Annotated in this window: 20 protein-coding genes; 6 read left to right on the forward strand and 14 right to left on the reverse strand. The window is 63.5% G+C overall.

The genetic code is table 11. From position 1 onward, the window contains the following. Nucleotides 1-4 precede the first annotated feature (4 nt). From I3253_RS16275 to yajC, 7 genes are all read right to left on the reverse strand, one after another. Nucleotides 5-478 (reverse strand): DUF411 domain-containing protein, encoded by a 474-nt coding sequence (locus I3253_RS16275; protein ID WP_197918872.1) that lies wholly within the window; start codon nt 476-478, stop codon nt 5-7. Between the two features lie 83 nt (nt 479-561). Beyond that, nucleotides 562-1,794 (reverse strand): N-acetylmuramoyl-L-alanine amidase, encoded by a 1,233-nt coding sequence (locus I3253_RS16280; protein WP_197918873.1) that lies wholly within the window; start codon nt 1,792-1,794, stop codon nt 562-564. A 69-nt stretch (nt 1,795-1,863) separates the two neighbouring features. Further along, entirely contained in the window at nt 1,864-2,217 is a 354-nt protein-coding gene (locus tag I3253_RS16285) for an Mth938-like domain-containing protein (protein WP_197918874.1), read from the reverse strand. A 12-nt stretch (nt 2,218-2,229) separates the two neighbouring features. Beyond that, nucleotides 2,230-2,982 carry a sulfite exporter TauE/SafE family protein gene (locus I3253_RS16290; RefSeq protein WP_197918875.1) on the reverse strand — a complete coding sequence of 251 codons (753 nt, stop codon included), beginning with the start codon at nt 2,980-2,982 and terminating at the stop codon, nt 2,230-2,232. After that, nucleotides 2,975-3,943, reverse strand: coding sequence for a protein translocase subunit SecF (secF, locus tag I3253_RS16295; protein ID WP_197918876.1), 969 nt, complete (start codon nt 3,941-3,943; stop codon nt 2,975-2,977). Before secF ends, I3253_RS16290 begins: the two co-directional genes overlap by 8 nt. 3 nt (nt 3,944-3,946) lie before the next feature. Further along, nucleotides 3,947-5,608: a protein translocase subunit SecD gene (gene secD, locus I3253_RS16300; protein WP_197918877.1), complete on the reverse strand. Its 1,662-nt coding sequence runs from the start codon at nt 5,606-5,608 to the stop codon at nt 3,947-3,949. A gap of 21 nt (nt 5,609-5,629) precedes the next feature. Further along, nucleotides 5,630-5,914 carry a preprotein translocase subunit YajC gene (gene yajC / locus I3253_RS16305; protein WP_197918878.1) on the reverse strand — a complete coding sequence of 95 codons (285 nt, stop codon included), beginning with the start codon at nt 5,912-5,914 and terminating at the stop codon, nt 5,630-5,632. A gap of 259 nt (nt 5,915-6,173) precedes the next feature. On the opposite strand from yajC, the gene serS reads away from it, so the two are divergent. After that, nucleotides 6,174-7,469 carry a serine--tRNA ligase gene (gene serS, locus I3253_RS16310; protein ID WP_197918879.1) on the forward strand — a complete coding sequence of 432 codons (1,296 nt, stop codon included), beginning with the start codon at nt 6,174-6,176 and terminating at the stop codon, nt 7,467-7,469. Nucleotides 7,470-7,636: 167 nt separating this feature from the next. Here serS and I3253_RS16315 read toward each other — a convergent pair whose 3' ends face one another. The 4 genes from I3253_RS16315 to I3253_RS16330 all read right to left on the reverse strand — a co-directional run bounded on the left by I3253_RS16315 (nt 7,637) and on the right by I3253_RS16330 (nt 12,309). Continuing rightward, nucleotides 7,637-8,623, reverse strand: a complete 987-nt coding sequence (locus tag I3253_RS16315; RefSeq protein WP_197918914.1) for a fatty acid desaturase — start codon at nt 8,621-8,623, stop codon at nt 7,637-7,639. Nucleotides 8,624-8,776: 153 nt separating this feature from the next. Further along, nucleotides 8,777-10,252: a ribosome biogenesis GTPase Der gene (gene der, locus I3253_RS16320; RefSeq protein ID WP_197918880.1), complete on the reverse strand. Its 1,476-nt coding sequence runs from the start codon at nt 10,250-10,252 to the stop codon at nt 8,777-8,779. 51 nt (nt 10,253-10,303) lie between these two features. Further along, a complete protein-coding gene (locus I3253_RS16325; protein WP_332255716.1) occupies nt 10,304-11,602 on the reverse strand; it encodes a PQQ-binding-like beta-propeller repeat protein in 1,299 nt (432 codons plus the stop codon). A gap of 26 nt (nt 11,603-11,628) precedes the next feature. After that, nucleotides 11,629-12,309, reverse strand: a complete 681-nt coding sequence (locus I3253_RS16330; RefSeq protein ID WP_197918881.1) for a tetratricopeptide repeat protein — start codon at nt 12,307-12,309, stop codon at nt 11,629-11,631. Between the two features lie 214 nt (nt 12,310-12,523). On the opposite strand from I3253_RS16330, the gene I3253_RS16335 reads away from it, so the two are divergent. The 4 genes from I3253_RS16335 (at nt 12,524) to I3253_RS16350 (ending at nt 19,334) form a co-directional block, all read left to right on the forward strand. Continuing rightward, a complete protein-coding gene (locus I3253_RS16335) occupies nt 12,524-13,786 on the forward strand; it encodes an efflux RND transporter periplasmic adaptor subunit (protein ID WP_197918882.1) in 1,263 nt (420 codons plus the stop codon). Further along, a complete protein-coding gene (locus I3253_RS16340; RefSeq protein WP_197918883.1) occupies nt 13,786-17,502 on the forward strand; it encodes an efflux RND transporter permease subunit in 3,717 nt (1,238 codons plus the stop codon). The genes I3253_RS16335 and I3253_RS16340 overlap by 1 nt, the downstream gene beginning before the upstream one ends. An 80-nt stretch (nt 17,503-17,582) precedes the next feature. Further along, complete coding sequence (locus I3253_RS16345; RefSeq protein WP_197918884.1) at nt 17,583-18,800, forward strand: 4Fe-4S double cluster binding domain-containing protein; 1,218 nt, start codon at nt 17,583-17,585, stop codon at nt 18,798-18,800. Nucleotides 18,801-18,905: 105 nt separating this feature from the next. Further along, nucleotides 18,906-19,334: a DUF1294 domain-containing protein gene (locus tag I3253_RS16350; protein ID WP_197918885.1), complete on the forward strand. Its 429-nt coding sequence runs from the start codon at nt 18,906-18,908 to the stop codon at nt 19,332-19,334. A 125-nt stretch (nt 19,335-19,459) separates the two neighbouring features. Here I3253_RS16350 and I3253_RS16355 read toward each other — a convergent pair whose 3' ends face one another. After that, nucleotides 19,460-21,286 (reverse strand): ABCB family ABC transporter ATP-binding protein/permease, encoded by a 1,827-nt coding sequence (locus I3253_RS16355; protein ID WP_197918886.1) that lies wholly within the window; start codon nt 21,284-21,286, stop codon nt 19,460-19,462. A 76-nt stretch (nt 21,287-21,362) separates the two neighbouring features. Continuing rightward, nucleotides 21,363-23,078, reverse strand: coding sequence for a LysM peptidoglycan-binding domain-containing protein (locus tag I3253_RS16360; RefSeq protein WP_232237138.1), 1,716 nt, complete (start codon nt 23,076-23,078; stop codon nt 21,363-21,365). 98 nt (nt 23,079-23,176) lie between these two features. On the opposite strand from I3253_RS16360, the gene I3253_RS16365 reads away from it, so the two are divergent. Beyond that, entirely contained in the window at nt 23,177-23,728 is a 552-nt protein-coding gene (locus tag I3253_RS16365; protein ID WP_197918887.1) for an LOG family protein, read from the forward strand. 16 nt (nt 23,729-23,744) lie between these two features. On the opposite strand, the gene I3253_RS16370 is transcribed toward I3253_RS16365, so the two are convergent. After that, nucleotides 23,745-24,539: an enoyl-CoA hydratase-related protein gene (locus I3253_RS16370; protein WP_197918888.1), complete on the reverse strand. Its 795-nt coding sequence runs from the start codon at nt 24,537-24,539 to the stop codon at nt 23,745-23,747. Between the last annotated feature and the right edge of the window lie 117 nt (nt 24,540-24,656).

Below are 24,656 nucleotides of genomic sequence, written 5' to 3' on the forward strand. Positions count from 1 at the left end.
TGGGTCAGGCCGGCGGATGGGTCGCAAACACGCGCACGCGCGACCCCGGTCCGAAAAGCAGCACGTCAAACCCCTCACCGTCGCTCGGCGGTCCCATACCCGGCGACCCTTCCGGCATTCCCGGCACCGCCAGTCCCAGCGCGGTTGGCCGATCCCGCAAAAGCCGCTGGATATCCGCCACAGGCACATGTCCCTCGATCAGATAGCCCTCAACCCGCGACGTATGGCAGGCCACCAGATGTTCGGGCACGCCGCTGACCGACTTGAACCGCGCCAGCGTGTCCCAATCCACCTCCTGAACCGCCACATCAAACCCGGCCTGCCGCATGATGTCGCCCCACGCCCCGCAGCAGTCACAGCCCGGATCCTTGAACATTTCGATCAGGGTACGCCGCCCTGCCAGCGACGGCACAGCACGCAAGGCCAGGCTTGCCGCCAGCCCTGCCGCCACCCCACGGCGTGTAATCAAACCAGACATGCCACCCTCTCACCGGATACCACTCTCGCAAGGATAGCCGATCATCTTTCGCAGCGGAATGACTTCGCTCAAGCAGACGGCGCCTATTGACGGACAAGCCCCCTGACGGCCTTGTCCGCGATTGTCCAGGCCAGGAGCCCGTCGCGAATGCCGGCCGCCATGGCCGCGCGCCATCCCGGATCCTCCAGGTTGGACAGATCCCGGCTGGAGGACATGAACCCCAGTTCGATCAGGATCGACGGCACGTCCGCGGCCTTGAGCACGGAAAAGGCGGCCTCGCGATGCGGTTTGTTGTTCAGCGCACCGGTTGCCCCGCGCAGCGCGGCCACGATCTCGTCCGCCAGCCGCTCGGTGCGCGGCTGCGTCTCCAGCCGCGCCAGATCCAAAAGCACATCCGTGACCTCGTCATCGGCCCCCGACAGATCGACCCCGGACAGGATATCCGCCCGGTCATGCCGTTCGGCCAGCGTGGCCGAGGCCGCGTCGCTGGCTTCATCCGACAGGGTATAGACCGTGGCGCCATTGGCATTGCCTTCGCTCAGCGCATCGGCATGCAGCGAAATGAACACATCCGCCTGCGCCTGGTGCGCCCTGGCCACACGGCCCTCCAGCGATACGAACTCGTCTGCATCGCGCGTCAGCACCACCTCGAATCCCCCCGCCCGGCGCAACGTGTCGCGCACCTCGCGCGCAAAGCTCAGCATCAGGTCCTTTTCCCGGTACCCGCCCCGTTCGGCGCCCGGATCGATCCCGCCATGGCCCGGATCGATCACCACGATCGTCGGGGCCCAATCGGGCCGTGCCGCGCGCGGCGTGGCCACCGGCGCCGGTTCCGGCAAATCCCAGCGCGGGTCGCGCGGCGCCCCGGCCCGGGCCGCGAACTCCGTCACCCCGACCGGCTTCAAAACCAGCGTCAACACCGCCTTGCCGCTGGCCTCGTCCACGCTCAGCCCGGCCTCGTCGGGCAAAAGCGGCGCGTCCAGGTCAAGCACCATCCGGCTCCAGCCCGGCCGATACTGGCCAAACCGCATTCCGCCGATCCCTTCCGCGCTTCCAAAATCCTCGGCCAATAGATCCGCCCAGTCGATCTCGCGGAAATCCAGCACCAGGCGGCGCGGCGCATCCAGATGAAACATCCGCCACGGCACCCCCTGGCTGAGCGCCAGTTCCAGCACCACCGCGCCGCGCCACCCGGCCGAAAATCCGCTCTTGTCCTTGTCCACACGCGCCAGCGCGGAAAAATCCTGCGCTGCCACCGCCGTGGCCAGCGGCACGGCACAGACCATGGCCACCAGAAATCTGAAAAACCTGCTCATAGCCCCTTCCCGGGTTGCTTTCGGGAATCTTACACCGGACCTTTGGTTCAGGCCAGCGTCAGCACCTGCCTAAAGCGGTAATAGAGCCGCCGCCACCCGCCGCCCTTCCGAGACCAGCACGTTATACGTCCGGCAGGCCTGGGGCGAGGCCATCGGCTCCACTCCGATCCCCGCCTCTTCCAGCGCAGAGCGAAACACCGCCGGAACCGGCGCCATGGCCTGCCCGGTGCCGAACAGGACAACGTCAATCTTGTCCCTCATCGCCAGTACCGTTTCCACCGCGTCCACCCCGGCCCAGCTTTGCGCGCCCTCCGCGTGGATCAGCGCCGCGCCCTCGATCACCTGCCCGCCAATGCGAAAGAATCCCGGCCCATAGCTCTGAATTGGCTGGGCCTGGCTGAACGTCATCTCGGTCAATTGCATGGAAAGTCTCCTTCAGGACAGGAATGGCAGCCCGGAAACGGCCGAAATGGCGATGATCGCATAAGCGACAAACCGGTAGGCCTTCTCGTATTCAGGGCGGAAAATAGCACCTCCGGCCATATTGCCCAGCAAATTCGGCACGATCAGCAGCAGGCCCAGCATCATCGGCGGTGCCACCAGCAATCCCCTGACCCAGAACACACCCAGGATCATCACGTCATAGCCTATCAGGAACAGCATCGTATTGGCCCGGATCACCGCCGCCCCGTGGCGGCTGGCCATGTAAAAAAGGATCACCGGCGGGCCCGGCATTCCCACGACACCGCCCAGGAACCCGGACGCGCCGCCAATCCCATAAACCATCGGCGCCCGCAGATCGCCGCGATACCGCGCGCCCGACAACAGGACCGCCAGCAAGCCAAGCGCCACAAGCGACACGCCATACCGAAACACGGACGGGTCCACGATCAGCAAAACCGCCACCCCCACAGGCATCATCACCGCCGCCCCGGCAAACAGCCGCCCCAGGTCACGATGATGCGCGTCCTTCCAGACCCTCGGCACAATGGGAAGCGGCCCGACCATGTCCATGATGCCCAACGTGACAATGGCCCAGACCGGCGGCAGAAACTGGCCGGCCACCGGCAGATAGATCATCGCCGTGCCAAAGCCCGAAAATCCCCGGACCAGGCCCGCGACAAAGGTGATCGCGACGATCCAGGGCAGGCCAGGCAGGGCCAGCACCTGGCTCAGAAGATCAGGCATCAATGTCGGCGAACTGGTTTCCGGCGGTGTTGGAGGGTTTCGACCAGTCCCGCTTGACGCCCAGTTTCAGCAACACGGCCGACGCGATGAAGACCGACGAATAGGTGCCCACGATCACGCCCCAGATCATTGCAAAGACAAAGCCCCGGATCACGTCGCCGCCCAGCACGAACAGCGAAATCAACGCCAGCAATGTCGTCACCGAGGTCATCACCGTCCGGCTCAGCGTCTCGTTGATCGACAGGTTCATGACCTCTTTCAGGCTCAGCTTCTTGAACTTGCGCAGGTTCTCTCGCACCCGGTCGAACACCACCACCGTATCGTTCAGCGAATAGCCCACGATGGTCAGCAACGCCGCGATGATCGCCAGGTCGAACTTGATCTGAAGCTCGGAAAACACCCCGATCGTCAGCACCACGTCATGCACAAGCGCCGCGACGGCGCCCAATGCAAACTGCCATTCGAACCGTAGCCAGATATAGATCAGCACCGCCGCGATTGCCAAAAGCACGGCAATTACCGCCGTCTGGATCAACTCGCCCGACACTTTCGGGCCCACCGATTCCACTGACACAAAGCTGACATCCGGTGCAATCTCCAGCAGCGCGGCCTCGACATCGCGAATGATGTCGGCCGACACCGATTCGGCGCCTTCCTGCGCCTGGATACGGATCATCGTGACATTCTGATCCGCACCATATGTCGGATCGAACACCTCGGTGATCGTCACATCTCCCAGGTCCAGCGGCTGAATCGCCGCGCGATACGCCGCGACATCGACAGGTTGCGCGCTTTCGGTTCGAATTGTCGTGCCGCCCCGGAAATCGATGCCGAAATTCAGCCCCTGAAGAAAAAAGCTGACCAGCGCCAGCACCATCAGCACGCCGGAAATGCCCAGCCACAGAACGGGGCGGCTGAAGAAATCCCACTTGGTGTCCTTGGGTACAAGTCTCAGACGCATGGCTTAAACCTCGATTGTCTTGGGACGGCGGCGTTCAAACCAGATCACGATCATCAACCGCGTCACGAAGATCGCGGTAAAGACCGAGGTCAGGATGCCCAGCCCCAGCGTGATGGCAAACCCGCGCACCGGGCCAGAGCCCACGGCAAACAGGATCACGGCAGTGATGAAAGTGGTGATATTGGCGTCCAGAATGGCACTCAGCGCCTTTTCATAGCCCAGGTCAATGGCCCGCGCCGGCCCCTTGGCCGATTTCAGCTCTTCGCGGATGCGCTCGAACACCAGCACATTGGCATCCACCGCCATACCGATGGTCAAAACGATACCCGCGATGCCAGGCAGGGTCAGGGTGGCGCCGATCAGGCTCAGCAGGCCAAAGATAAGCCCGACATTAAGAATGAGCGCGATATTGGCGAACACGCCGAACGTGCCATAGCTCAGGAACATGAACACCAGCACGGCGACAAAGGCGACCACACTGGCGATCCGCCCCGCCTCGATGCTGTCCTGTCCCAGTTCCGGCCCAATGGTGCGCTCTTCCAGAAAGGTCAGCCCGGCAGGCAAGGCGCCCGCGCGCAACAACACCGCCAGGTTGGTACTGTCCTCAACCGTGAACCGCCCGGTGATGATACCCGAGCCACCCGCGATATGCGCCTGGATCACCGGCGCGCTGATCACCTCGCCATCCAGAACAATCGCAAACGGAGATCCGATATTTTCCGCCGTGTAGTTGCCGAACTTGCGCGCGCCTGTCGGATTGAACCGGAACGACACTGCCGGCCGTCCGTTCTGATCAAAACTGGGCTGTGCGTCCACCAGTTCCTCGCCCGTCACAACCGGCGCGCTTTCCACCACGTAAAAGACACCGTCCTCGTCAATCGCCGGCAACAGGTCGTTGCCCACTCCGGGATTGGCATCTCCGTCACTGCCCCGGCTCACCACAGGGTGAAAGGTCATCTGCGCCGTGGTGCCGATAATGTCCTTCAGTTCCGCCGCCGACCCGATACCCGGCACCTGGATCAGAATCCGATCCGCCCCTTGACGCTGAATATTGGGCTCGCGGGTGCCAACCTCGTCGATCCGGCGCCGGATGATCTCCAGGGACTGCTGCACAGTGCGTTCGTCGGTGGCCAGTTTTTCGGCCTCCGAAAGTTCCACCACGACAATGTCGCCCTCGGTGGACACCACGATGTCGGACTGCCCCGCCCCGGTCAGCGATGCCACCGGACGCGCCAGCCCGCGCACCAGCGCGGCGGCGCGGGAAATCTGCTCGGGTTTGGAAATCCTGATCCGCAACTGATCGTTTTGCGAAGGTTGCAGGCGGATCGTGCCGATCGTCGCCCGCTCCTCACGCAGCATGTCGCGGATTTCCGGCCACATGGATTTCATGCGGCTCTCATACACATCCGCAACTTGCACCTCGGCCAAAAGATGCGCGCCGCCACGCAGGTCCAGCCCAAGATTGACCAGCCCCGAGGGCAGGAAAGACGGCCACATCGCCGCCTGGGCCTCCAGCCCGTTGCCGGAATTCCCCAGCTCGATCGCGGCCACCGCGTCATTGCGCGCCTCGACCCGTTGATAAAACACGTTCGGCATTGCCAGTAGCAGTCCCAACGCACAGACGGTCCAGATCAGGACACGTTTCCACAGGTCGATTTGCAGCATGATCGCGGCCTTGTCCTGATATTAGCTGTTGGCGGCCGGTTCGGTCTTGCTCAGCACCTGCGCGACAGTGGACTTGACCACGCGCACCTTGACGCCCTCGGCAATCTCGACTTCGATCTCACCGTCGTCCTTGACCTTCACAACCTTGCCGATCACGCCACCTTGCGTAACCACCTGATCGCCCCGTCGCAGCGCCTCGACCATCCCCTGATGTTCCTTCACCTTTTTTTGCTGCGGGCGGATCAGCAGGAAATACATGATCGCAAAGATCAAAATCAGCGGCAGAAACTGGCCAATTGCATCCATTTCGGTTGTCCTTTGTGTTGTCGGGGGCACCCCCCTCGAAAGTTGCGGGGAACCTATGGGGCATTGGCACCAGTTGCAAGGCGGGAAACGCCTGACCAAAACGAAGTCCGGCCACCTCGCCAATCAGGTCTCAACGATGTCTCGCAATGGCCCGGAAACAGCGGCACTTCGGGAAACGCCACTCCCCGCTTACGATCCGGCAAAAAATCCGGCATAAGCTGCGCCATCGGTGAATCACCCAATCAAAAGGACTGACGAGATGCACGATATCAAGGCGATCCGCGAGAACCCGGCCGCTTTTGACGCCGCCCTGACCCGCCGCAGCGGGACCGAGGCCGTGTCGTCGTCAATCCTCGCCCTGGATGAGCAACGCCGCACGCATATTCAGTTGGCCGAAGAATCCCAGGCCGAACAAAACAAAGCTGCCAAGGAAGTAGGTGCCGCAAAGGCGCGTGGCGACGACGCCGAGTTCGAGCGTCTGCGCGCGCTCGTCGCCGACAAAAAGACTATTGTTGCGGCAATGCGTGAGGTCGCAAAGGGATACGACCGGCAACTGACCGATTTGCTCATGAGCATCCCCAACCTGCCCAATCCCGAGGTGCCCGAAGGCGCCAACGAAGACGACAACGTGGAAATCCACCGCTGGGGCACCCCGCGCGAAATGGATTTTGCGGCGCTGGAACATTACCAGCTTCCCGGTGTCCTGCCCGGCATGGATTTTGAAACCGCCGCCAAACTCTCGGGCGCACGGTTCGTCGTGCTGTCTGGCGCCGTGGCCCGTATCCACCGCGCGCTGGCCCAGTTCATGATCAACACCCATGTCGACGAAAATGGCCTGACGGAAACCTGGACACCGGTCCTGGTAAAGCCGGAAATGATGTACGGAACCGGCCAGTTGCCGAAATTCGGCGAGGAGTCCTACGAAACCACCAATGGCTGGTGGCTCGTGCCCACCGCCGAGGTCACACTGACCAATATCGTCAACGGCCTCACCATCGAGGAAAACACTCTGCCGCGTCGCTACGTGGCCCATACGCAATGCTTCCGCTCCGAAGCCGGCAGCGCAGGCCGTGACACAGCCGGAATGCTGCGCCAGCACCAGTTCGAAAAAGTGGAAATGGTCTCGGTAACGCATCCCGATGAAAGCCAGAGTGAACTTGATCGCATGACCGGCTGTGCTCAGGGCATCCTCGAAAAACTGAACCTGCCCTACCGCACCGTTGTACTTTGCACAGGCGACATGGGCTTTGGCGCGCAACGCACCCACGATATCGAAGTGTGGTTGCCCGGCCAGGGCAAATACCGCGAGATCAGCTCGGTCTCGGTCTGCGGCGCCTTCCAGGCCCGGCGCATGAACGCCCGGTTCAAGCCAAACTCAGGCGGCAAGCCGGAATTCGTGCATACATTGAACGGCTCGGGCCTTGCCGTTGGCCGCTGCCTGATCGCCGTCCTGGAGAACGGGCAGCAAGCCGACGGCTCGGTCGCCCTGCCGGGCGTTCTCGCCTCCTACCTGGGCGGCAAGACCACGCTCGCCGCAGATGGCACCCTGATCTGAAACCCGCTGCCCATTGCACGACTCCCAAGGCCGCTCCGTTTGGCGCGGCCTTGCTTTTTGAGTATTTTTGGCAAAATGAAGAGACTCCGCCCTGGCTTCATTTTGCCCGAAATACTCCGGGGGTGAGGCCGAAGGCCGAGGGGGCGGCGCCCCCTCCCCGGGTTTGATCAAATCGCTGGTGTGGCGGTCGCGCGGCCGGCCTGCGTCCTTGGAAACGGCACCAGCCGTTCCTGATCCTCATCCCACAGCTTCAGCGAGAAAGAGCGTAGCGCCTCGGGCCACTTGATCACCGGCAGATCATATTCCCTGCGGATCTCCTGGTGGCACTTGCGCAGCCGATAATGCGGAATGCGGGCGTTGAAATGGTGGATATCGTGATAGGCGATATTGGCGGATCCCAGATCCATCCACCACCCAAGATCCAGCGCGGACGACCCCTGAAGTGCCGCCAGACGTGGATCCAGGTCCGGCTTTCGGTCCCAATATGTGTCTTCGAAATTGTGCTGAAGATACACCATAAACACGCCGATCATGCCACCAAAGAAAGAGCTGAGAAACCAGATCAGTACCCCGGTCCAGCCCGCCAGCCCCCATAGAACAGCCATATAGGCCAGGATCATCAGATTGTGACGCACCACGCCGCCCGCCATCTCATGTGCATTCTTGGGCCAGCGATAGCGGATGAAATAGGTGAACAGGCTGCCTGCCGGGATCAGGATGAACGGATTTCGGTACAGCCGGTACTGAAGGCGTTCCCAGACCCCCGCCGCGTTCCATTCGCGCAGGGTCATAGTGTGTATCTCGCCAGTCTCGCGATGTTCCAGATTGCCCAGATGCGCATGATGCAGGTTGTGATTGTGGCGCATCGCCGCGTAGGGCGCGAAAGTCACCACCGACAGCGCCTCACCCGCCCAGTCGTTGTGCTTGCGTGATCTGAACATCGAGGCATGGCCCGCGTCATGCTGCAACACGTAAAGCCGCACGGCGCAAAACCCGTTCAGGATCATCATCGGGATCAGCACGGCCCAGATGTCGGCATTGGCGATCGCCAGGGTCAATGTCAGGAAATACGCCCCAAATGAGCCAAAAAAGCTGGCCGCAGCGATCCGGTCGTCCTTTTCAGTATATTTTTGCAAACGTTCGCGAATTTCCATCGCCACGCCCCCGGTTCCTTCAATGCGTTCTGCCCGCCCTTGAAGGCCGGCTCATGGTTCAAATACGTCACAGGGACGCGAAAGGATCACGCCCCGTCCGGGAATATAACCACATTTGCGCGCTTTCCAAACCCCAAGGCACATCAGCGCGTTTCAGGGCGCGCCGCGCCCCTTGATATGCTTGCGCAGGCGGCTTGGTGTGGATTTCTTGCGCCCCTTGTAGGGGTTCTTGTCCCCCTGCCCGCGCATATGCAGCCGGATCGGCGTGCCCGGCATGTCGAAATCCTCGCGCAAACCGTTCACCAGGTAGCGCGAATAGCTTTCCGGGATCTTGTCCGGGTGGGAACACATCACCACAAATCCTGGCGGGCGGGTCTTGGCCTGGGTCATGTAGCGCAGCTTGATCCGCTTGCCTTGCGGCGCGGGCGGGGGGTGCTGTTCCAGCATCCCCGAGAGCCAGCGGTTCAACTGGGCGGTACTGACGCGGCGGTTCCACATGTCATAGGCTCGCAGGATCGCTTCATGCAGCCGGTCCAGCCCGCGTCCCGTCTTGGCCGACACCGTGATCAGCGGCGCACCACGCAATTGAGGCAACAGGCGTTCAAACGCCTCCTTCAGATCGCGCAGCTTCTGCTGTTTCTCGTCTTCGATGTCCCATTTGTTGACCGCCACAACCACGGCGCGCCCCTCGCGCTCGGCCAGATCGGCAATCCGCAGATCCTGTTGCTCGAACGGAATCGCCGCATCCAGCAACACAACCACGACCTCGGCAAACTTGACCGCCCGCAATCCGTCGGACACCGACAGCTTTTCCAGCTTATCCTGCACCTTGGCCTTCTTGCGCATCCCGGCCGTGTCGAAAATCCGGACCGGCGTGCCACTCCAATCGCTGCGCAGCGAAATCGCATCGCGCGTGATCCCCGCCTCGGGGCCGGTCAACAGCCGGTCCTCGCCGACGATCTTGTTGATCAGCGTGGACTTGCCCGCATTCGGACGCCCCACCACGGCGATCTGCATCGGGCGCGACGGCGTGATCCGCTGCGAGGGCGCTTCGGTTTCGTGCTCGTCGCCCTCGTCCTCCAGGTCGACATCCACCTCGACCTCGGGCGCGTCGTCCTCGGCGCGGCTGGCAAAGCCATCCGCCAGCGGCATCAGCTGCGCATAAAGATCGTTCAGCCCCTCGCCATGCTCGGCGGACAGCCGGATCGGTTCGCCCAGCCCCAGCGACCAGGCTTCGATCACGCCGGCATCCGCCGCCGAACCCTCGCCCTTGTTGGCGGCCAGGATCACATGCGCCGAACGTTTGCGCAGGATCTCGGCAAACACCATGTCCACCGGAGTCACCCCGGCGCGGGCATCGATCATGAACAGGCAGATATCGGCCATGTCCACCGCCCGTTCCGTCAGGCGGCGCATCCGGCCCTCAAGGCTGTCGTCGGTCGCATCTTCCAGCCCCGCCGTGTCGATCACGGTAAAGCGCAGATCGCCCAGCCGCGCCTCGCCCTCGCGCAGATCGCGCGTCACGCCGGGCTGGTTGTCGACCAGCGCCAGCTTCTTGCCGACAAGACGGTTGAACAGGGTGGATTTGCCCACATTGGGCCGCCCCACAATGGCGAGCGAAAAACTCATGGATCGTAAACTCCGAAACGTCCGAAGGCGCCTCGTTATACCAATTCGGCGTCAACGGAAAGCGTGCAATTGCCCCTTGCGGCTGACGACGTACAGCACACCGTTGGCCACAACCGGATTGGTGGCCGCGCCATCGGGGATCTCCGTGGAATACAGCAACGCGCCCGATTTGGGATCAAACATCCGCAAAAGCCCGTCCGACGAGGCCACTACCAGCCGTCCACCGGCCAGGATCGGCCCGTAATGGGAAAACAGCGTGGATTGCTTGCGCGGCTTGTCCTTGACGAAATAGGGCAGGTCCTGGGCCCAGATCACGGTACCGTCGCGCGCGTCCATCCGGATCAGCTGATTGCGTTCGCTCACCAGAAACAGCGATCCGCCAGCCGGGAAAACCGGGCTCAGCGCGCCTTCGCTCGCCGTCCACAACCGGTCGCCCGTACCCACGTTCATCGCCACAAGCCGGCCCGAATGGTTGGCCACGTAAACCGTGCTGCCCACGATCACCGGATCACCCGAGATATCGGCCACCGTATTGGCCGCGCGTCCCGTGCGCTGCCCCGACACCGCCGCGTTCCAGCGCCCGATTCCGCCGCGCCGGAACGCCGCCTGCACTTCACCGGACCCGTATGGGAACACCACCAGCCGTTCGTTCACCGCCGGGGCGGCTGGGCTTTGCACATTCTGCACATCGGGAAGCGACGCCAGTTGCCATTCCACCTTGCCATTGGCAACATTGATCGCCCAGGCGGTGGCGTCACCGGACACGGCATAGACCAGATCGCCATAAACCGTCGGCGTGCCGCTGCCGACGGCCTGGAATTTCTGTTCCCACAGATCCCTGCCCGTGGCCGCATCAAAGGCGCGCAGGCTGCCGAATCCCGTGGTCACGAAAATCTTGCCCCCGGCATAGGCTATCCCGCCGGTGCTGGCCTCGCCGGGCTTGTCGCGCGCCGTGGCCAGGTCGCGGGTCCACAATGTCGCGCCATTGGCCGCCGTCGCGGTCAGCTGGCTTTCGGCGTCCACCGTGTATATCCGTCCCTGCGCCACAACCGGATCGGCGGTGACCCTGGTCTTGCGGCTTTCGCCCTTGCCGATCGATGCCGACCAGACAAGCACCGGCCTGGGTGACAGGGCCGCATTGGCCACCCGGTATTTGGGCGTCCCGATCCGATGGGTCCAGTCCGCGTTGCGGGTTTGTCCGGGCAGGGAAATCGCCGGCGCGGTGTTTTCCACCTTTTCCGCGGCCGGGCGCAAATCCTCACGCTTGCCGGGCAGGATGCGTTCCTTTTCGGCGCAGGCCGCCACAAGGGCCAAGCCCGCCAACGCCATGATCCAGATCTTGCTTTTCACTGCTCCGGCCCCCAACCAGATTGTTCTTATTGGCCGGACAGGTCACCCGTCATTGCGGATGCAGTACCGCCCAGGGACACAATCAACTGAGAAGCCCGCTGACGCAAGCCTGCTGACGCATTTGCATCGGCCACAACCGCGTTCAGTCGTTCCAGGGCCGCTTCGGTATTGCCTTCCTCGACATCCACCAGCGCCAGCTGCTCCTGGGCCAACAGCGCCAGCGGCATTCCCGGCGCGGCCATCGATTCCAATGCCACACGCCGCTCGGCGGCAGGCATGTCGGAGCCACGGGCCAGAACCGCCTTGAACGCGGCAATCTGGCGATAGATCTCGGGCATCTCGCCGCCTTGGGTGACAATGTCGTTCAGCGCCGCCGCGGCGGCCTCGGCGTCGTTCGCGCTCAGCAGATGACTCGCCAGCAGGAAATCGGCCACCATCCGCGCACCGTCAGACCCAACCTGCACGTCCTTGAGCGCCGCGATGCGCGCTGCGTCTTCATTCGCCTCGACCGCTGCCAGGAGCGCGTCTCCGGTTGCCTCGGCCACGGCGCGCCGCTGCGCCTTGTTCCACTCGTTCCAGGCCGCCCCGCCCACGACCAGAACAATCACGGCCACCGCGATCCAGCCATAACGGCGGATCATCGCAAACAGCCGGTCGCGGCGTACCTCCTCCGTGACCTCTTCGATGAAACTGTCTGTATCGCTCACGCCTGTACTCCCGATGATTTGCCTCCTCTTATCGCGTTGTTCGGGAACTGCCAAGTACTGTGGCAAACCGGTGACAACTTCGCTTGAACCCGGCCGCCGAAAGGCATAATCTGAACAGGTCAGTTCAGAAATATGTCATCTGAACTTGTTTCCACCGCGTAGTGGCCTCATATGTCGCAGCAACTGTGACGCGCGATTTACAAGGACGTGACTGATGCGATTGATTCCGGCGCTCACCGCAATACTGGTGACTGTGTTTCTTTTTCTGATCGTGGTCGAACGTGATCGGTTTATGGGTCTGGCCACGGGAGGGCCCGAAACCACCGTGGCCGCCGAGGCCACCGGGGCCACCGCGCCAGGCTCCGTACCGGACAACCAGGGCACCGCCGATCCCGCCCAGGCCGCTGCCCGGGTGCGGGTCGTGGCCATGCATTCCACCGCCCGCATGATCGACAGCGCAGTTGTGCTGCGCGGACAGACCGAAGCCGACCGCCAGGTTCAGATGCGCGCCGAGACAACGGCACGCGTCATTTCCCAACCGCTGCGGCGCGGCACCAGGATCACAGACGGCGACGAGCTTTGCCGCCTGGAACCGGGCACGCGAGAGGCCGCGCTGGCCGAGGCCAAGGCGCGTCTGGCCGAGGCCACCGCCCGGATTCCCTCTGCCCAGGCGGCCCAGATCGAGGCCAATGCGCGGCTTGAAGAGGCCCTGATCAACGACAACGCCGCGCGCAAACTGTCCGAGCGCGGCTTTGCCACAACAACCCGTGTCGCGTCGGCCGCGGCGGCGGTGAGGGCGGCCGAAGCGGCGGTCCAGTCCGCCAAGTCCGGGCTGGAATCCAGCCTGGCCGGGATCGAATCGGCCGAAGCGCTGGTGGCTGCCGCAGAACGTGAAATCGAGCGTCTCTCGATCAAGGCCCCGTTCGACGGGCTGCTGGAGGACGACACCGCCGAGATCGGTACGCTGATGCAGCCCGGCAGCATCTGCGCCACGGTGATCCGTCTCGACCCGATCAAGGTGGTGGGCTTTGTTCCCGAAACCGAGATCAACCGCGTCAAGCCGGGTGCCATGGCCGGGGCGCGCCTGACCACGGGCCAGCAGGTCACCGGGCAGGTCACGTTCCTGTCGCGCTCCGCGGATCCCCTGACGCGCACCTTCCGAGTTGAGATCGCGGTGCCCAATTCGAACCTGGCGATCCGCGACGGTCAAACGGCGGAAATCGCGATTTCCGCGGATGGCGCCAATGCCCATCTGATTCCGCAATCGGCCCTCACGCTGAATGACGAGGGCACCCTGGGCGTCCGGCTGGTCGACGAAAGCGAAACCGTGATCTTCAACCCGGTCACGCTGGTGCGCGATACCCCCGAAGGCATCTGGGTCGAAGGCCTGCCGGCCAGGGCCGACATCATCGTCATCGGTCAGGAATATGTCCAGGAAGGGGTGCGTGTCCTTCCGGTCTTTGAGGAGCCCGCCTGATGATCGGTATCGTCGACTGGGCCGCCGAGCGGGCCCGAATGGTTCTGGCCTTCATCGTCCTCTCGATCGCCGTGGGGGGCTTTGCCTATTGGAGCCTGCCCAAGGAAGGCGAACCCGACATCCAGATCCCCGGCCTGTTCGTGTCGGTCCCCTTCCCCGGCATTTCGGCCGAAGATTCCGAGACCATGCTGGTCAAACCGATGGAGGCCGAACTGGCCGATATCGACGGGCTCGACAAAATGTCGGCCACCGCGGCAGAAGGCTATGCTGGCATTTTCCTGGAGTTCGAATTCGGCTGGGACAAATCCCGTGTCATGGCGGACGTGCGCGAGGCGATGAACACCGCCGAGGGCAAGTTCCCCGAAGGCTTTGAAAAATACTCGATCAACGAAATCAACTTTTCCGAATTCCCCATCATCATCGTCAACCTGACCGGTCAGGTGCCCGAACGCACCATGTTCCGCATTGCCAAGGATTTGCAGGACAAACTGGAATCCATGGATGCGGTCCTCGAAGCGGGCATCGCCGGCAATCGCGACGAAATGCTCGAAGTGGTGATCGACCCGCTGCGCCTGGAAAGCTACAACGTCACCGCAACCGAATTGATCAGCGTCGTTGTCAACAACAACCAGCTGATTGCCGCCGGCGAAATCGAAAGTGCCCAAGGCACCTTCGCGGTCAAGATTCCCTCGTCCTTCGATCAGCCACGCGATGTCTACAACCTGCCCGTCAAGACCAATGGCGACCGCGTCGTCACGCTGGGCGACCTTGCCGAAATCAACCTCACCTTCGAAGACCGTGCCGGAACCGCGCGGTTCAACGGCGAGAACACCGTCGCGCTGCAAGTGGTCAAGCGCAAGGGGTTCAACCTGATCGACACCGCTGAACAGGTCAAACAGGTGGTGGCCGAAGCCCGGTCCGAATGGCCCGAAGAACTGCGCACCGCCGTCGATCTGGGCACGTCGAATGACCAGAGCCGCGTTGTCGGCTCGATGGTCAGCCAGCTCGAAGGCTCGGTTCTGACGGCGATCGCTCTGGTGATGATCGTGGTGCTGGCCGCGCTTGGCACCCGCGCCGCGCTGCTTGTGGGCTTTGCCATTCCCACCTCGTTCCTGCTCTGTTTTGCGCTGCTGGCGGCGATGGGCGTAACGATCTCCAACATTGTCATGTTCGGCCTGATCCTCGCCGTGGGGATGCTGGTGGACGGCGCTATTGTTGTGGTGGAATATGCCGATAAACGCATCCGCGAAGGCGTCGGCCCGATGCACGCCTATGTCGAGGCGGCCAAGCGCATGTTCTGGCCCATCGTCAGTTCCACCGCGACCACGCTATGCGCCTTCCTGCCCATGCTGTTCTGGCCCGGTGTCCCCGGTGAATTCATGGGGATGCTGCCGGTCACGCTGATCTTCGTGCTATCTGCCTCGCTGGTGGTGGCGCTGGTCTACCTGCCGGTCATGGGTGGCGTCACCGGGCGCCTGTCGCGCCTGTTCCACAACGCCTCCGAGACGCTGCGCGCGCGCCTGTCCTGGCTGGTGCGCGCCATCCTCGTGCCACCGTCGCTTTACCTGATCTTCCTTGGCGCCATGCAGGTGCTCAATCCGGGCTACCTGTTCGGCGGCACCTCGCCCATGAGCGGCGCCGCCAGCCTGCTGCCCGGATTCGCGGTGTTCCTGGCCGGGGCCTTTGCCGCGTCCATCACCCTGGACGCCGCACGCATCCAGCGCCGCCGCAAGACGATCAGGGCCGGGTTCCGGCTTACCCCGTTCGGCTGGCTGATCAAGCTGATCGCGGGCAATCCGATCATGCCGCTGGTCACGATCGGCGCCGTGGTCTTTTTCGTGGTCGCGGTATTCGGGTATTTCGGCGAAAACAACAAGGGTGTCGAATTCTTTGTCGAAAGCGAACCAGAGCAGGCCATCGTCTACGTACGTGGGCGTGGCAACCTTTCGCTGTCGCAAAAGGATTCGTTGCTGGCCCAGGCAGAACAGATCGTTCTGGCCCATCCCGGCGTGAAAACCGCCTTCTCCTTTGCCGGTGAAGGCGGGCTTGACCAGAACACCGGCGGCGCGCAGGCGCCCAAGGACACGATTGGCCAGATCCAGCTGGAAACCATCCCCTGGGAGGATCGCCCGAATGCCTATGAACCCTGGTTCACCATTCCTCTGATCAACTATACCGTCACCCGCGCCATCAAGGACGAACGCTGGGACGGAGATCGTGTTCTGGACGAATTGCAGAGCGAACTGAACCAGATGGCCGGCGTGCAGATCGAGATCCTGGCCGCCTCGCGCGGCCCGGCCTCGGCCAAGCCGGTGCATCTCCGGCTCAAGGGCGACAATTGGGAAAACCTGCTTTCCGCCGCCTCGCTGGCACGCGAAAAAATGGACAGCACCCCGGGGCTGATCAATGTCGAAGACACGCTGCCCCTGCCCGGCATCGACTGGGAAATCAACGTGGATGTCGCCCAGGCGGGCCGCTATGGCGCCGATGTGCGCACCGTGGGGGCCATGGTTCAGCTGGTCACACGCGGCATCCTGCTTGACACGATGCGCGTTGACAGTTCCGAAGAAGAAATTGAAATCCGCGTGCGCCTGCCGGAACAAGACCGGGTTCTCTCCACGCTGGACTCGCTCAAGGTGCGCACCGCCGAGGGCCTCGTGCCGCTTTCCAATTTCGTCACCCGTGAACCGGTGGCCAAACTGGCCGAGATCACCCGCGTGGACCAGACCCGCTATTTCGATGTCAAGGCCGGGGTCGCCGCCGGGCTAACTGTCCTGTCCAATGCTCAAACCGGTGAACGGCGCGTGCTGCCCACTGACGAGTGGCGGGAAAACCCGTCGTTGCAATCCGAGTTGAAGGCTGGCGGATTCTCCGCCCAGCCTCTTAATGCCAATGAACGCATCGCAACCCTGACCGAATGGCTGGAAACCAGGCCGTTCGGCCCGGGTATCGATTTCGAATGGACCGGCGACGAAGAGGATCAGGCCGAAAGCCAGGCCTTTCTGCAATCGGCCTTCCTGGGTGCGCTGGGCCTGATGTTCATCATCCTGCTGGCCCAGTTCAACAGCTTTTACAACTCGGTGCTTGTGCTGCTGGCCGTGGTGCTCTCCACCACCGGTGTGCTGATCGGGATGCTGGTGATGGATCAGGCCTTCTCGATCATCATGACGGGCACCGGCATCGTCGCACTGGCCGGGATCGTGGTGAACAACAATATCGTTCTGATCGACACCTATCAGGAATATTCGCAATACATGCCCCGGATCGAGGCGATCGTGCGCACCGCCCAAAGCCGTATCCGTCCGGTGCTGCTGACCACGATCACCACCATGGCGGGCCTGGCCCCGATGATGTTCGGGCTCTCGCTCGACTTCATCAATGGCGGCTATTCCATCGACAGCCCCACCTCTCTGTGGTGGAAACAGCTGGCCACGGCTGTGGTGTTCGGGCTGGGCATCGCAACCGTTCTGACGCTGGTCTTCACGCCCTCCATGCTGGCGCTGCGGGTCTGGGCGGGCACCTATTTCAACTGGCTGATGAGGCTGCTCGCCCGCCTGTCACTGGGCCGCACCAGCCGCGCCGGTCAGGACTGGGCCCTTCGCCGGGCCGCCCGCAAGGTCAAGGCACCTGTCATCCTGTGGGATGAGGACACGCCACCGGCAAAGCGTGACGCGCCCGCGAAACCAGCCCCCGGCACCCTGCGCGCCGCTGAATAACCGGCGGCCACAACCCGGCGCCATCCCGTTGACAGCGCCGGGGTTTTCAAATCTTGTCTCTCCCACGGGGAGGCATATTCATGAGCTGGCCATCCAATTCCGGCCCCACCAAGACCGAGCGCGCCGCGTGGCGCGACCGCTATGGCGAAACCGACGCCGCCGCCGGGATCGAAACCACCGGGGCATTCGAACCCTTTTCGCAACGCAATGACATCTTCACCCGCGCCTTCTGGGACCCCTCGGTGCGCAGCAGGCAGACAGATGCCTTCTTTGCCAGCTACCGGATGCAGGCCAGCTATCGCAAGGGCGACGGGTTTCGCCAGCGCGACTTTGCCCTGCGCAATGCAAGCTGGCTGATTTCCGACATCATCTCCAACCGCAGCGCCGAACAGGGCCGGCGCGAAGGCTTTCAGGCCCCGATCGCCTGTGACACCCCCGTGGCCGAGGCCCGCGAGGACATCGACAACCCCACCGCCATGGCGACCGAGATCAAACGCATTGCCCGGTTTTTCGGCGGCGATCTGGCCGGGATCACCGATTTCGATCCGCGCTGGCTCTATACCGCGCGCGTCGATACACGCGATTTCTCCGAGGCCGATCACGACCTGCCAGAGGGGCTGACCTCGGTTATCGTTCTGGGCCACCAGATGGACAGGGATCTGGTGGCCACCTACCCCTCGGCGCTGGCCGGGGCCGCGACAGGGCGCGAATACAGCCACGAAGCCGCCATCGTCCTTCAGCTGGCCGCCTATATCCGCAATCTCGGTTATCAGGCAGTGCCCTCGATGAACGACACCGGTCTGGTGATCCCCTATGCGGTCAAGGCCGGGCTTGGCGAATATGCCCGCAACCAGATGGTCATCACCCCCGAATACGGTCCGCGCCTGCGGTTTTCCAAGATCTTCACCAACCTGCCCCTTGCCCATGATGCGCCGCGTAAACTGGGCGTGGCGGCGTTCTGCAATCAGTGCAGCGAATGCGCCGATGCCTGCCCGGTCAGGGCATTGCCGTTTGGCGCCCCCGCCGAAAGCGCACCCGACAACATGTCCGCCATCCGGGGCGTGCGCAAATGGACATCCGACGCAAGCGCCTGTTTCGGCTATTGGGCCAAGCTGCAATCCGATTGCGCGATCTGCATGAGGGTCTGCCCCTTCAACCGCGATTTTTCCAATTTCCGCAACAGGTTGTGGCTCAAACTTGCGCTTGGCCGCTGGCGCCGCTGGGCGCTCTGGTGGGACAAGCGATCAGACCGCGCAAAGCGGATGAAACCTAGGGATTGGTGGCGACCCGAAGAATAGGCCCCCGCCACGCCGCCCTTCCGAAAAACACCCGCCCCATTCCGCATTTCCGCCCGAATTTGCGTGCATCACGGTGCCCGAGCCCAACAACCCAAAGACCGTGCCATGTCCGATTTTCTGCCAATTCTTTTTGCCCAATACCAGGCGCCCGCCCTGATCACGCTCGCCGGTCTTTACGTCCTGTTGATCAACATGATGACCTTCGCCGCATTCGGCGTCGACAAGCATCAGGCGATGAACGACAAACGCCGCGTGTCCGAAGCCACGCTTCTCGGCCTTGCCCTTGCGGGTGGCAGCCTTGGCGCCAAGGCCGGTCAGCGGCGCTACAACCACAAGACTCGCAAACAGCCCTTCAAGACCCTGCTCAACCTGATCCTGGTGGCCCAGATCGGCACCATCGCGCTGTCCCAGTCACCCTATGCCGGTCAGGTCACGGGCTATGCCGAAGAGATGATCGCCAGCCTCGCCCCGGAACCGGCCGAACCGGCCGAACCCGAACGCACCCTGCCCCGCCGCTTCGGCCCCGGCAGCTAAGGCGCTCCGCCAAAACCAGACTTACCGGATTTTGGCAAAGCGCGCGAAACACGGATATCTTGCGCCGCGGCCCGCCCTGTCCCTGCCTCAGGTTTGAAGCCGGACGATGGTTTTAGGCGCGCGGATCACGCCGCCTCTGCATCCTCGTCCGAGGCCTGCCGCGCCCAAAGCTGCGCATAGCGCCCCGCCTTGTCCAGCAAATCGCCATGGGTGCCACGTTCGACGATCACCCCGTTTTCCAGCACGATAATCTGGTCCGCCTCGGCAATCGTGGACAGGCGGTGCGCGATGGTGATCACCGTGCGCCCCTGCCCCGCCCGCGCCAGCGCGCCCTTGATCTCCCGCTCGGTCTCGGTATCCAGCGCCGACGTGGCCTCGTCCAGCAACAACAAGGGTGGGTTTTTCAGCAGGGTGCGCGCGATGCCCACCCGCTGCTTTTCGCCCCCCGACAGCTTCAGCCCGCGTTCGCCCACCATCGTGTCATAGCCTTCGGGCAGCGACAGGATGAAATCATGGATTTGCGCCGCCTGCGCCGCTTCGACGATCTCGTCGTGGCTGGCCCCGTCGCGGCCATAGGCGATGTTGTAGCGGATCGTATCGTTGAACAGTACCGTGTCCTGCGGCACCACGCCAATGGCATCGTGCAGGCTGTCCTGCGTCACATCACGCACATCCTGCCCGTCGATGCGCAGCGCCCCCCCGGTGACATCGTAAAACCGGAACAACAGCCGCCCGATGGTGGATTTGCCCGCCCCGGACGCGCCCACGATGGCCACCGTCCTGCCGCCCTCCACCGTCAGGCTCACGCCTTTCAGGATCGGGCGCGCCGCCTCATAGCCGAACTGCACGTTGTCCAGTTCGATCCGCCCCTCGACAACCTTCAGGGGCCGGGCATCGGCCTTGTCCGCCACTTCGGTCGGCTGTTCCAGCAGGTCGAACATCTCGCCCATATCCACCAGGCTCTGGCGGATCTCGCGATAGACCGTGCCCAGGAAATTCAGCGGCAGCGTGATCTGGATCATGTAGGCATTCACCATCACGAAATCGCCCACCGTCAATGTTCCGTTTTCCACGCCCAGCGCCGCCAGAACCATCACCACAACAAGCCCCGACGTGATCAGGAACGATTGCCCGAAATTCAGGAATGCCAGCGAATACGAGGTCTTGATCGCCGCCCGCTCATAGCCTTTCATCGCCACGTCATAGCGGGCCGCCTCGCGCTTTTCCGCGCCGAAATACTTGACCGTTTCGAAATTCAGCAGGCTGTCAATGGCCTTTTGATTGGCATCCGTGTCCTGGTCGTTCATCTCGCGGCGCAGCTTCACCCGCCACTCCGTTACCCGGAACGTGAACCAGACATAGGTTGCGATCGTGCCCGCGACGATAGCCAGGTACCAGACATCAAACAGCCAGAACAGGATGACAGCGATCATCAAGAGTTCCAACACCAGCGGCCCGATGGAAAACAGCAAAAAGCGCAAAAGGAATTCCACCCCCTTCACGCCCCGCTCGATGATCCGGCTCAGCCCGCCGGTCTTGCGGGTGATGTGATAGCGCATCGACAGGCGATGAATATGCTCAAAGGTTTCCAGCGCCAGCCGGCGCAGCGCGCGCTGCGCCACCTTGGCGAAAATCGCGTCGCGCAATTGTTGAAACCCGTTGGCCATCAGCCGCGCCATGCCATAGGCCACGGTCAGCCCCACCGCCCCCAAAGCCAGCACCGGCACGCCTTCGCCCGCCAGAACGTCAACCGCCTGTTTGTACAGGATCGGCGTGCCAACTGCGATCATCTTGGACGCCAGCAACGCCAGCAATGCCAGCACCACGCGGGTCTTGACCCAACCCTGCCCCTCGGGCCACAGATAGGGCGCCACCCGCCGGATCGTGCGCAGCCCCGAACGTTGCTCGTTGCGCGCAAGCTCCTCGGCCGACGCCGTATGCCACTGTCTCATGCTGCCAATCCCGGTTGCTGGTCCGCATGACTTAAGCCCTGCCCCGGCAAACTACCACCCTTGCTGCAAAATCCGGCTATTCCGGTACGGTAAACACCTGCCCCGGATAGATCAGGTCCGGGTCGCGGATCTTGTCCCGGTTGGCCTCGTAGACACGCACATACATCAGCCCCTCGCCATACCTGTCCCGCGCGATCGCCCACAGGGTAAAGCCCGGCTGCACCGTCACCACCCGCACCGCGCGCGCGGCCTGCTCGGGTGCCTGCGCGGTCTGTGATTGCTGTGCCTCGGCCACCTGCTGGCGCGCCTCACGCTTGAACGGCGTTTCCACCCGCGATGTCACTTTGCCCGCCGCGTCCACCTCGTCCACCCGCAACGCGTATACCCCGGTATCGATATCGGGCAGGTCCGCGGCCCACAGGCCCGCGTCCGAGATCCGTGACGAGGTGATCGCGCGATTGTCCAGATACACCCGCACAAATCCGTTCGAGCGGCCCCGCCCGGCGATCCGCACCTCGCCGCTGCTGGAATAGCTGATCGCGTCAATCGCCACGCTCGACATCACCTCGGGCGCGGTGTCCGCCGGCGCGGCGGGCTGCACCACACGCACCCCGTCCGCATCCGAAAGAAGCACGGCAGGGGCCTTTGCAGGCACCTCTGTCACTGCTTCCGCCGCCACCTCCGCCGGAGAGGTTGTCGCGCCCCCGGCCACAACCGTCGCGGCTTCCGTACCGGTCTGCGTCACGGCCATGCCGTCTTCGGCCACTTCGGCAGGCGCCTGCGCCTTGGGCGCGTCCGCCATGGCGGCACCATTCCCGCCGGTCCCTGTCGCCGCTGTCACAGCTTCAGCGTTCTGTTCAACCTGCCCGGTCCCGGGCACCTCTGGCACGGCACCTGGCAGGGTATCTGGCACGGTATCTGTCAGGGCATCGCCAACCTCCGCTTCAGCGGACAGGACGGACTCGCTCGCAGTGTCGCTTTGCGCACCACTCGCGGTTTCAGCCACAGGTTCAACCACGGTTCCCGTCTGAACCCCGGTATCCACCGGGGCCTCGGCCACCGCCACCGCCTCTTCACTCCCGGTCGTGCCCGTGTCTGCCTCGGCCACCACAACCGGCGCGGGGATCGACGGGGCAATGATCACGCTGGCATCAGACAGAAGATCCCCCACATCCCGATACTGTACCAGCGTCAACACACGCGGATCGGAACTCGGCACGATTTCCAGCAACGCCGCGAACTTGCCACTGGAATCCGCAAGCACGCGGGCGATCTCGGCCCCGTCCAGCAGAATGCCCAGATCGGCCCCCGGCGCGGCGCGACCGGCGATCACCGTATTGCCATCCGCGTCGATGCGCACCACGTCGAAATCCGGGGAGACCTGCGCGGGCATAACCACGGGTGCGGCCTCTGGCACTGGCGTGGCTTGCGCCACTTCGGGCGCGACCGGCGTCGCGTCTTCAGAAGGTTGCTCTGGCGTTTCGGGCGCGGCTTCGGCCTCTGCCATGGCCTCAGCCTCTGGCGCTTTGGGCGCGTCCGGTGTTGTCCCGCCCAAATCCGTCGCCGCCCCCTGGGATGCCGCCTCGGCGGGCGCAGCCGCTTCCGGCGCAGCCGTCGCGGGCGCCTCAGCCTCCGGGGCGCGCGCCACCGGCGTCTGAGCCACCGGAGCAACCGGCGCGTCGGGGGCTTTCAGGATGCCGCTGACCAAAACCGCCACCACGACCCCACCCAACACAACAGCGCCGCCGATCAGGCCCGCATTCCCACTCAATCTGGATGCAAGTTTGCTCATTGCCGATTATCCCCCGAATTCGGCCAACGTCAGGTTGAGCGACCTTATCAATACAGGGTACGGTGGTCAAAACAGCTTTGATCATATTGGGGAAATTCATGACCGAGCATTCCATCTGTGTCTTTTGCGGCTCACGTTCGGGGCGCGACCCCGCCTTTCAGGCCACCGCGACGGCGCTGGGACGCGCGATCGCCGGAAACGGCTGGCGTCTTGTCTATGGCGCGGGGGATGTCGGGCTGATGGGCGCGGTGGCCAATGCCTGCCAGGACGCGGGCGGCACGACGTTCGGCGTGATCCCCACCCACCTGCTCCGGCTGGAAGTGGGCAAGACCGATCTCAGCCGCTTTATCGTGACCGAGAACATGCACGAGCGCAAAAAGGTCATGTTCATGAACTGCGACGCCATCGTCGTGCTGCCGGGCGGCGCCGGATCGCTGGATGAATTCTTCGAGGTGCTCACCTGGCGCCAGCTGGGCCTGCACCGCAAACCGATCCTGCTGATGAACATCAACGGGTTCTGGTCGCCGCTGGTGGATCTGCTGGATCACGTGATCGACCAGGGCTTCGCCGAGCCCTCCCTGCGCGACTACATCCATGTGGTCGAGGACTTGGACCAGGCCCAGACGGTACTGGCCCGGGCGTTCGGCTAAGCCCGCCACGCGCCGGTCAGCCGGTGGCGTCTCCGACGCCCCAGTCCCGCCGCTCGATCTCGATACGCGCGGGGTCCATGAAATGGCCCACCATCACCTCGGTGGCATGGGCATAGGCCGCCTCCAGCGGCAATGCCAGCTGCGCATCCAGCGCGCGCTTGCCGCTGATCAACGCCGGTCCGTGATGCCCGGCCAGACGCTGCGCATACTCCCCCACATACCCGGCCAGCGCCGCCTCGGGCAGCACCGCATTCACCAGCCCCGTGCGATGCGCCCAAAGAGCATCCACCGGATCGCCGCTCAACGCCAGTTCCATCAGATGATTGCGCCCGATCCGCCGCCCCACGGCCACCGCCGGAGTGGTGCAGAACCCGCCATTCTTCACCCCCGGCAGACAGAACCGGGCCGCCTGCCCGGCAAAGGCCAGGTCGCAGGACGCGACCAGTTGCAGCCCCGCCGCCGTGGCAATGCCCTCGACCCGCGCAATCGTCGGCCGGGGCAAGGTGGCAAGGCGCAGCATCATCGCCGAACAGGCCCTAAACAGCGCCGTCAGCCGCGCCGCGCCCTGATCGGCATCGCCGCGAAAACGGGCGATCTCCTTCAGGTCATGCCCGGCGCAGAAAATGCGCCCCGGCGCGTTCAAAACCACGACGCGCACCTCGTTGGCCTCCGCCGCCCGCGCCAGCGCCCCGTCCAGCGCGCCGATCATCGCACCCGACAATACATGCGCCACACCGCCCCCCAGCGTCAGGGTCAACACCCCCCCGGACAGATGCGTCTCCACCAGCCCGCTTTGCACTTCCTGCGCCATGCCATCCTCCGTTTTGCCCAGCATGACGCGGCGCGCGGCCAACTGGCAAGTGCCCCATGCCCGTCACCCACGCAAAAGGCCCGCCCGGATCGCTCCCGGCGGGCCTTGCCAAATTGT

The organism is Thiosulfatihalobacter marinus (assembly GCF_016019955.1).
Taxonomy (GTDB): Bacteria; Pseudomonadota; Alphaproteobacteria; order Rhodobacterales; family Rhodobacteraceae; genus Shimia; species Shimia marinus_A.

Excerpts from the sequence above, each read along its gene's own strand:
- I3253_RS16275 (WP_197918872.1), bottom strand. The coding sequence starts at position 478 with ATGTCTGGTTTGATTACACGCCGTGGGGTGGCGGCAGGGCTGGCGGCA.
- I3253_RS16280 (WP_197918873.1), bottom strand. The coding sequence starts at position 1,794 with ATGAGCAGGTTTTTCAGATTTCTGGTGGCCATGGTCTGTGCCGTGCCG.
- I3253_RS16285 (WP_197918874.1), bottom strand. The coding sequence starts at position 2,217 with ATGCAATTGACCGAGATGACGTTCAGCCAGGCCCAGCCAATTCAGAGC.
- I3253_RS16290 (WP_197918875.1), bottom strand. The coding sequence starts at position 2,982 with ATGCCTGATCTTCTGAGCCAGGTGCTGGCCCTGCCTGGCCTGCCCTGG.
- secF (WP_197918876.1), bottom strand. The coding sequence starts at position 3,943 with ATGCGTCTGAGACTTGTACCCAAGGACACCAAGTGGGATTTCTTCAGC.
- secD (WP_197918877.1), bottom strand. The coding sequence starts at position 5,608 with ATGCTGCAAATCGACCTGTGGAAACGTGTCCTGATCTGGACCGTCTGT.
- yajC (WP_197918878.1), bottom strand. The coding sequence starts at position 5,914 with ATGGATGCAATTGGCCAGTTTCTGCCGCTGATTTTGATCTTTGCGATC.
- serS (WP_197918879.1), top strand. The coding sequence starts at position 6,174 with ATGCACGATATCAAGGCGATCCGCGAGAACCCGGCCGCTTTTGACGCC.
- I3253_RS16315 (WP_197918914.1), bottom strand. The coding sequence starts at position 8,623 with ATGGAAATTCGCGAACGTTTGCAAAAATATACTGAAAAGGACGACCGG.
- der (WP_197918880.1), bottom strand. The coding sequence starts at position 10,252 with ATGAGTTTTTCGCTCGCCATTGTGGGGCGGCCCAATGTGGGCAAATCC.
- I3253_RS16335 (WP_197918882.1), top strand. The coding sequence starts at position 12,524 with ATGCGATTGATTCCGGCGCTCACCGCAATACTGGTGACTGTGTTTCTT.
- I3253_RS16340 (WP_197918883.1), top strand. The coding sequence starts at position 13,786 with ATGATCGGTATCGTCGACTGGGCCGCCGAGCGGGCCCGAATGGTTCTG.
- I3253_RS16345 (WP_197918884.1), top strand. The coding sequence starts at position 17,583 with ATGAGCTGGCCATCCAATTCCGGCCCCACCAAGACCGAGCGCGCCGCG.
- I3253_RS16350 (WP_197918885.1), top strand. The coding sequence starts at position 18,906 with ATGTCCGATTTTCTGCCAATTCTTTTTGCCCAATACCAGGCGCCCGCC.
- I3253_RS16355 (WP_197918886.1), bottom strand. The coding sequence starts at position 21,286 with ATGAGACAGTGGCATACGGCGTCGGCCGAGGAGCTTGCGCGCAACGAG.
- I3253_RS16360 (WP_232237138.1), bottom strand. The coding sequence starts at position 23,078 with ATGAGCAAACTTGCATCCAGATTGAGTGGGAATGCGGGCCTGATCGGC.
- I3253_RS16365 (WP_197918887.1), top strand. The coding sequence starts at position 23,177 with ATGACCGAGCATTCCATCTGTGTCTTTTGCGGCTCACGTTCGGGGCGC.
- I3253_RS16370 (WP_197918888.1), bottom strand. The coding sequence starts at position 24,539 with ATGGCGCAGGAAGTGCAAAGCGGGCTGGTGGAGACGCATCTGTCCGGG.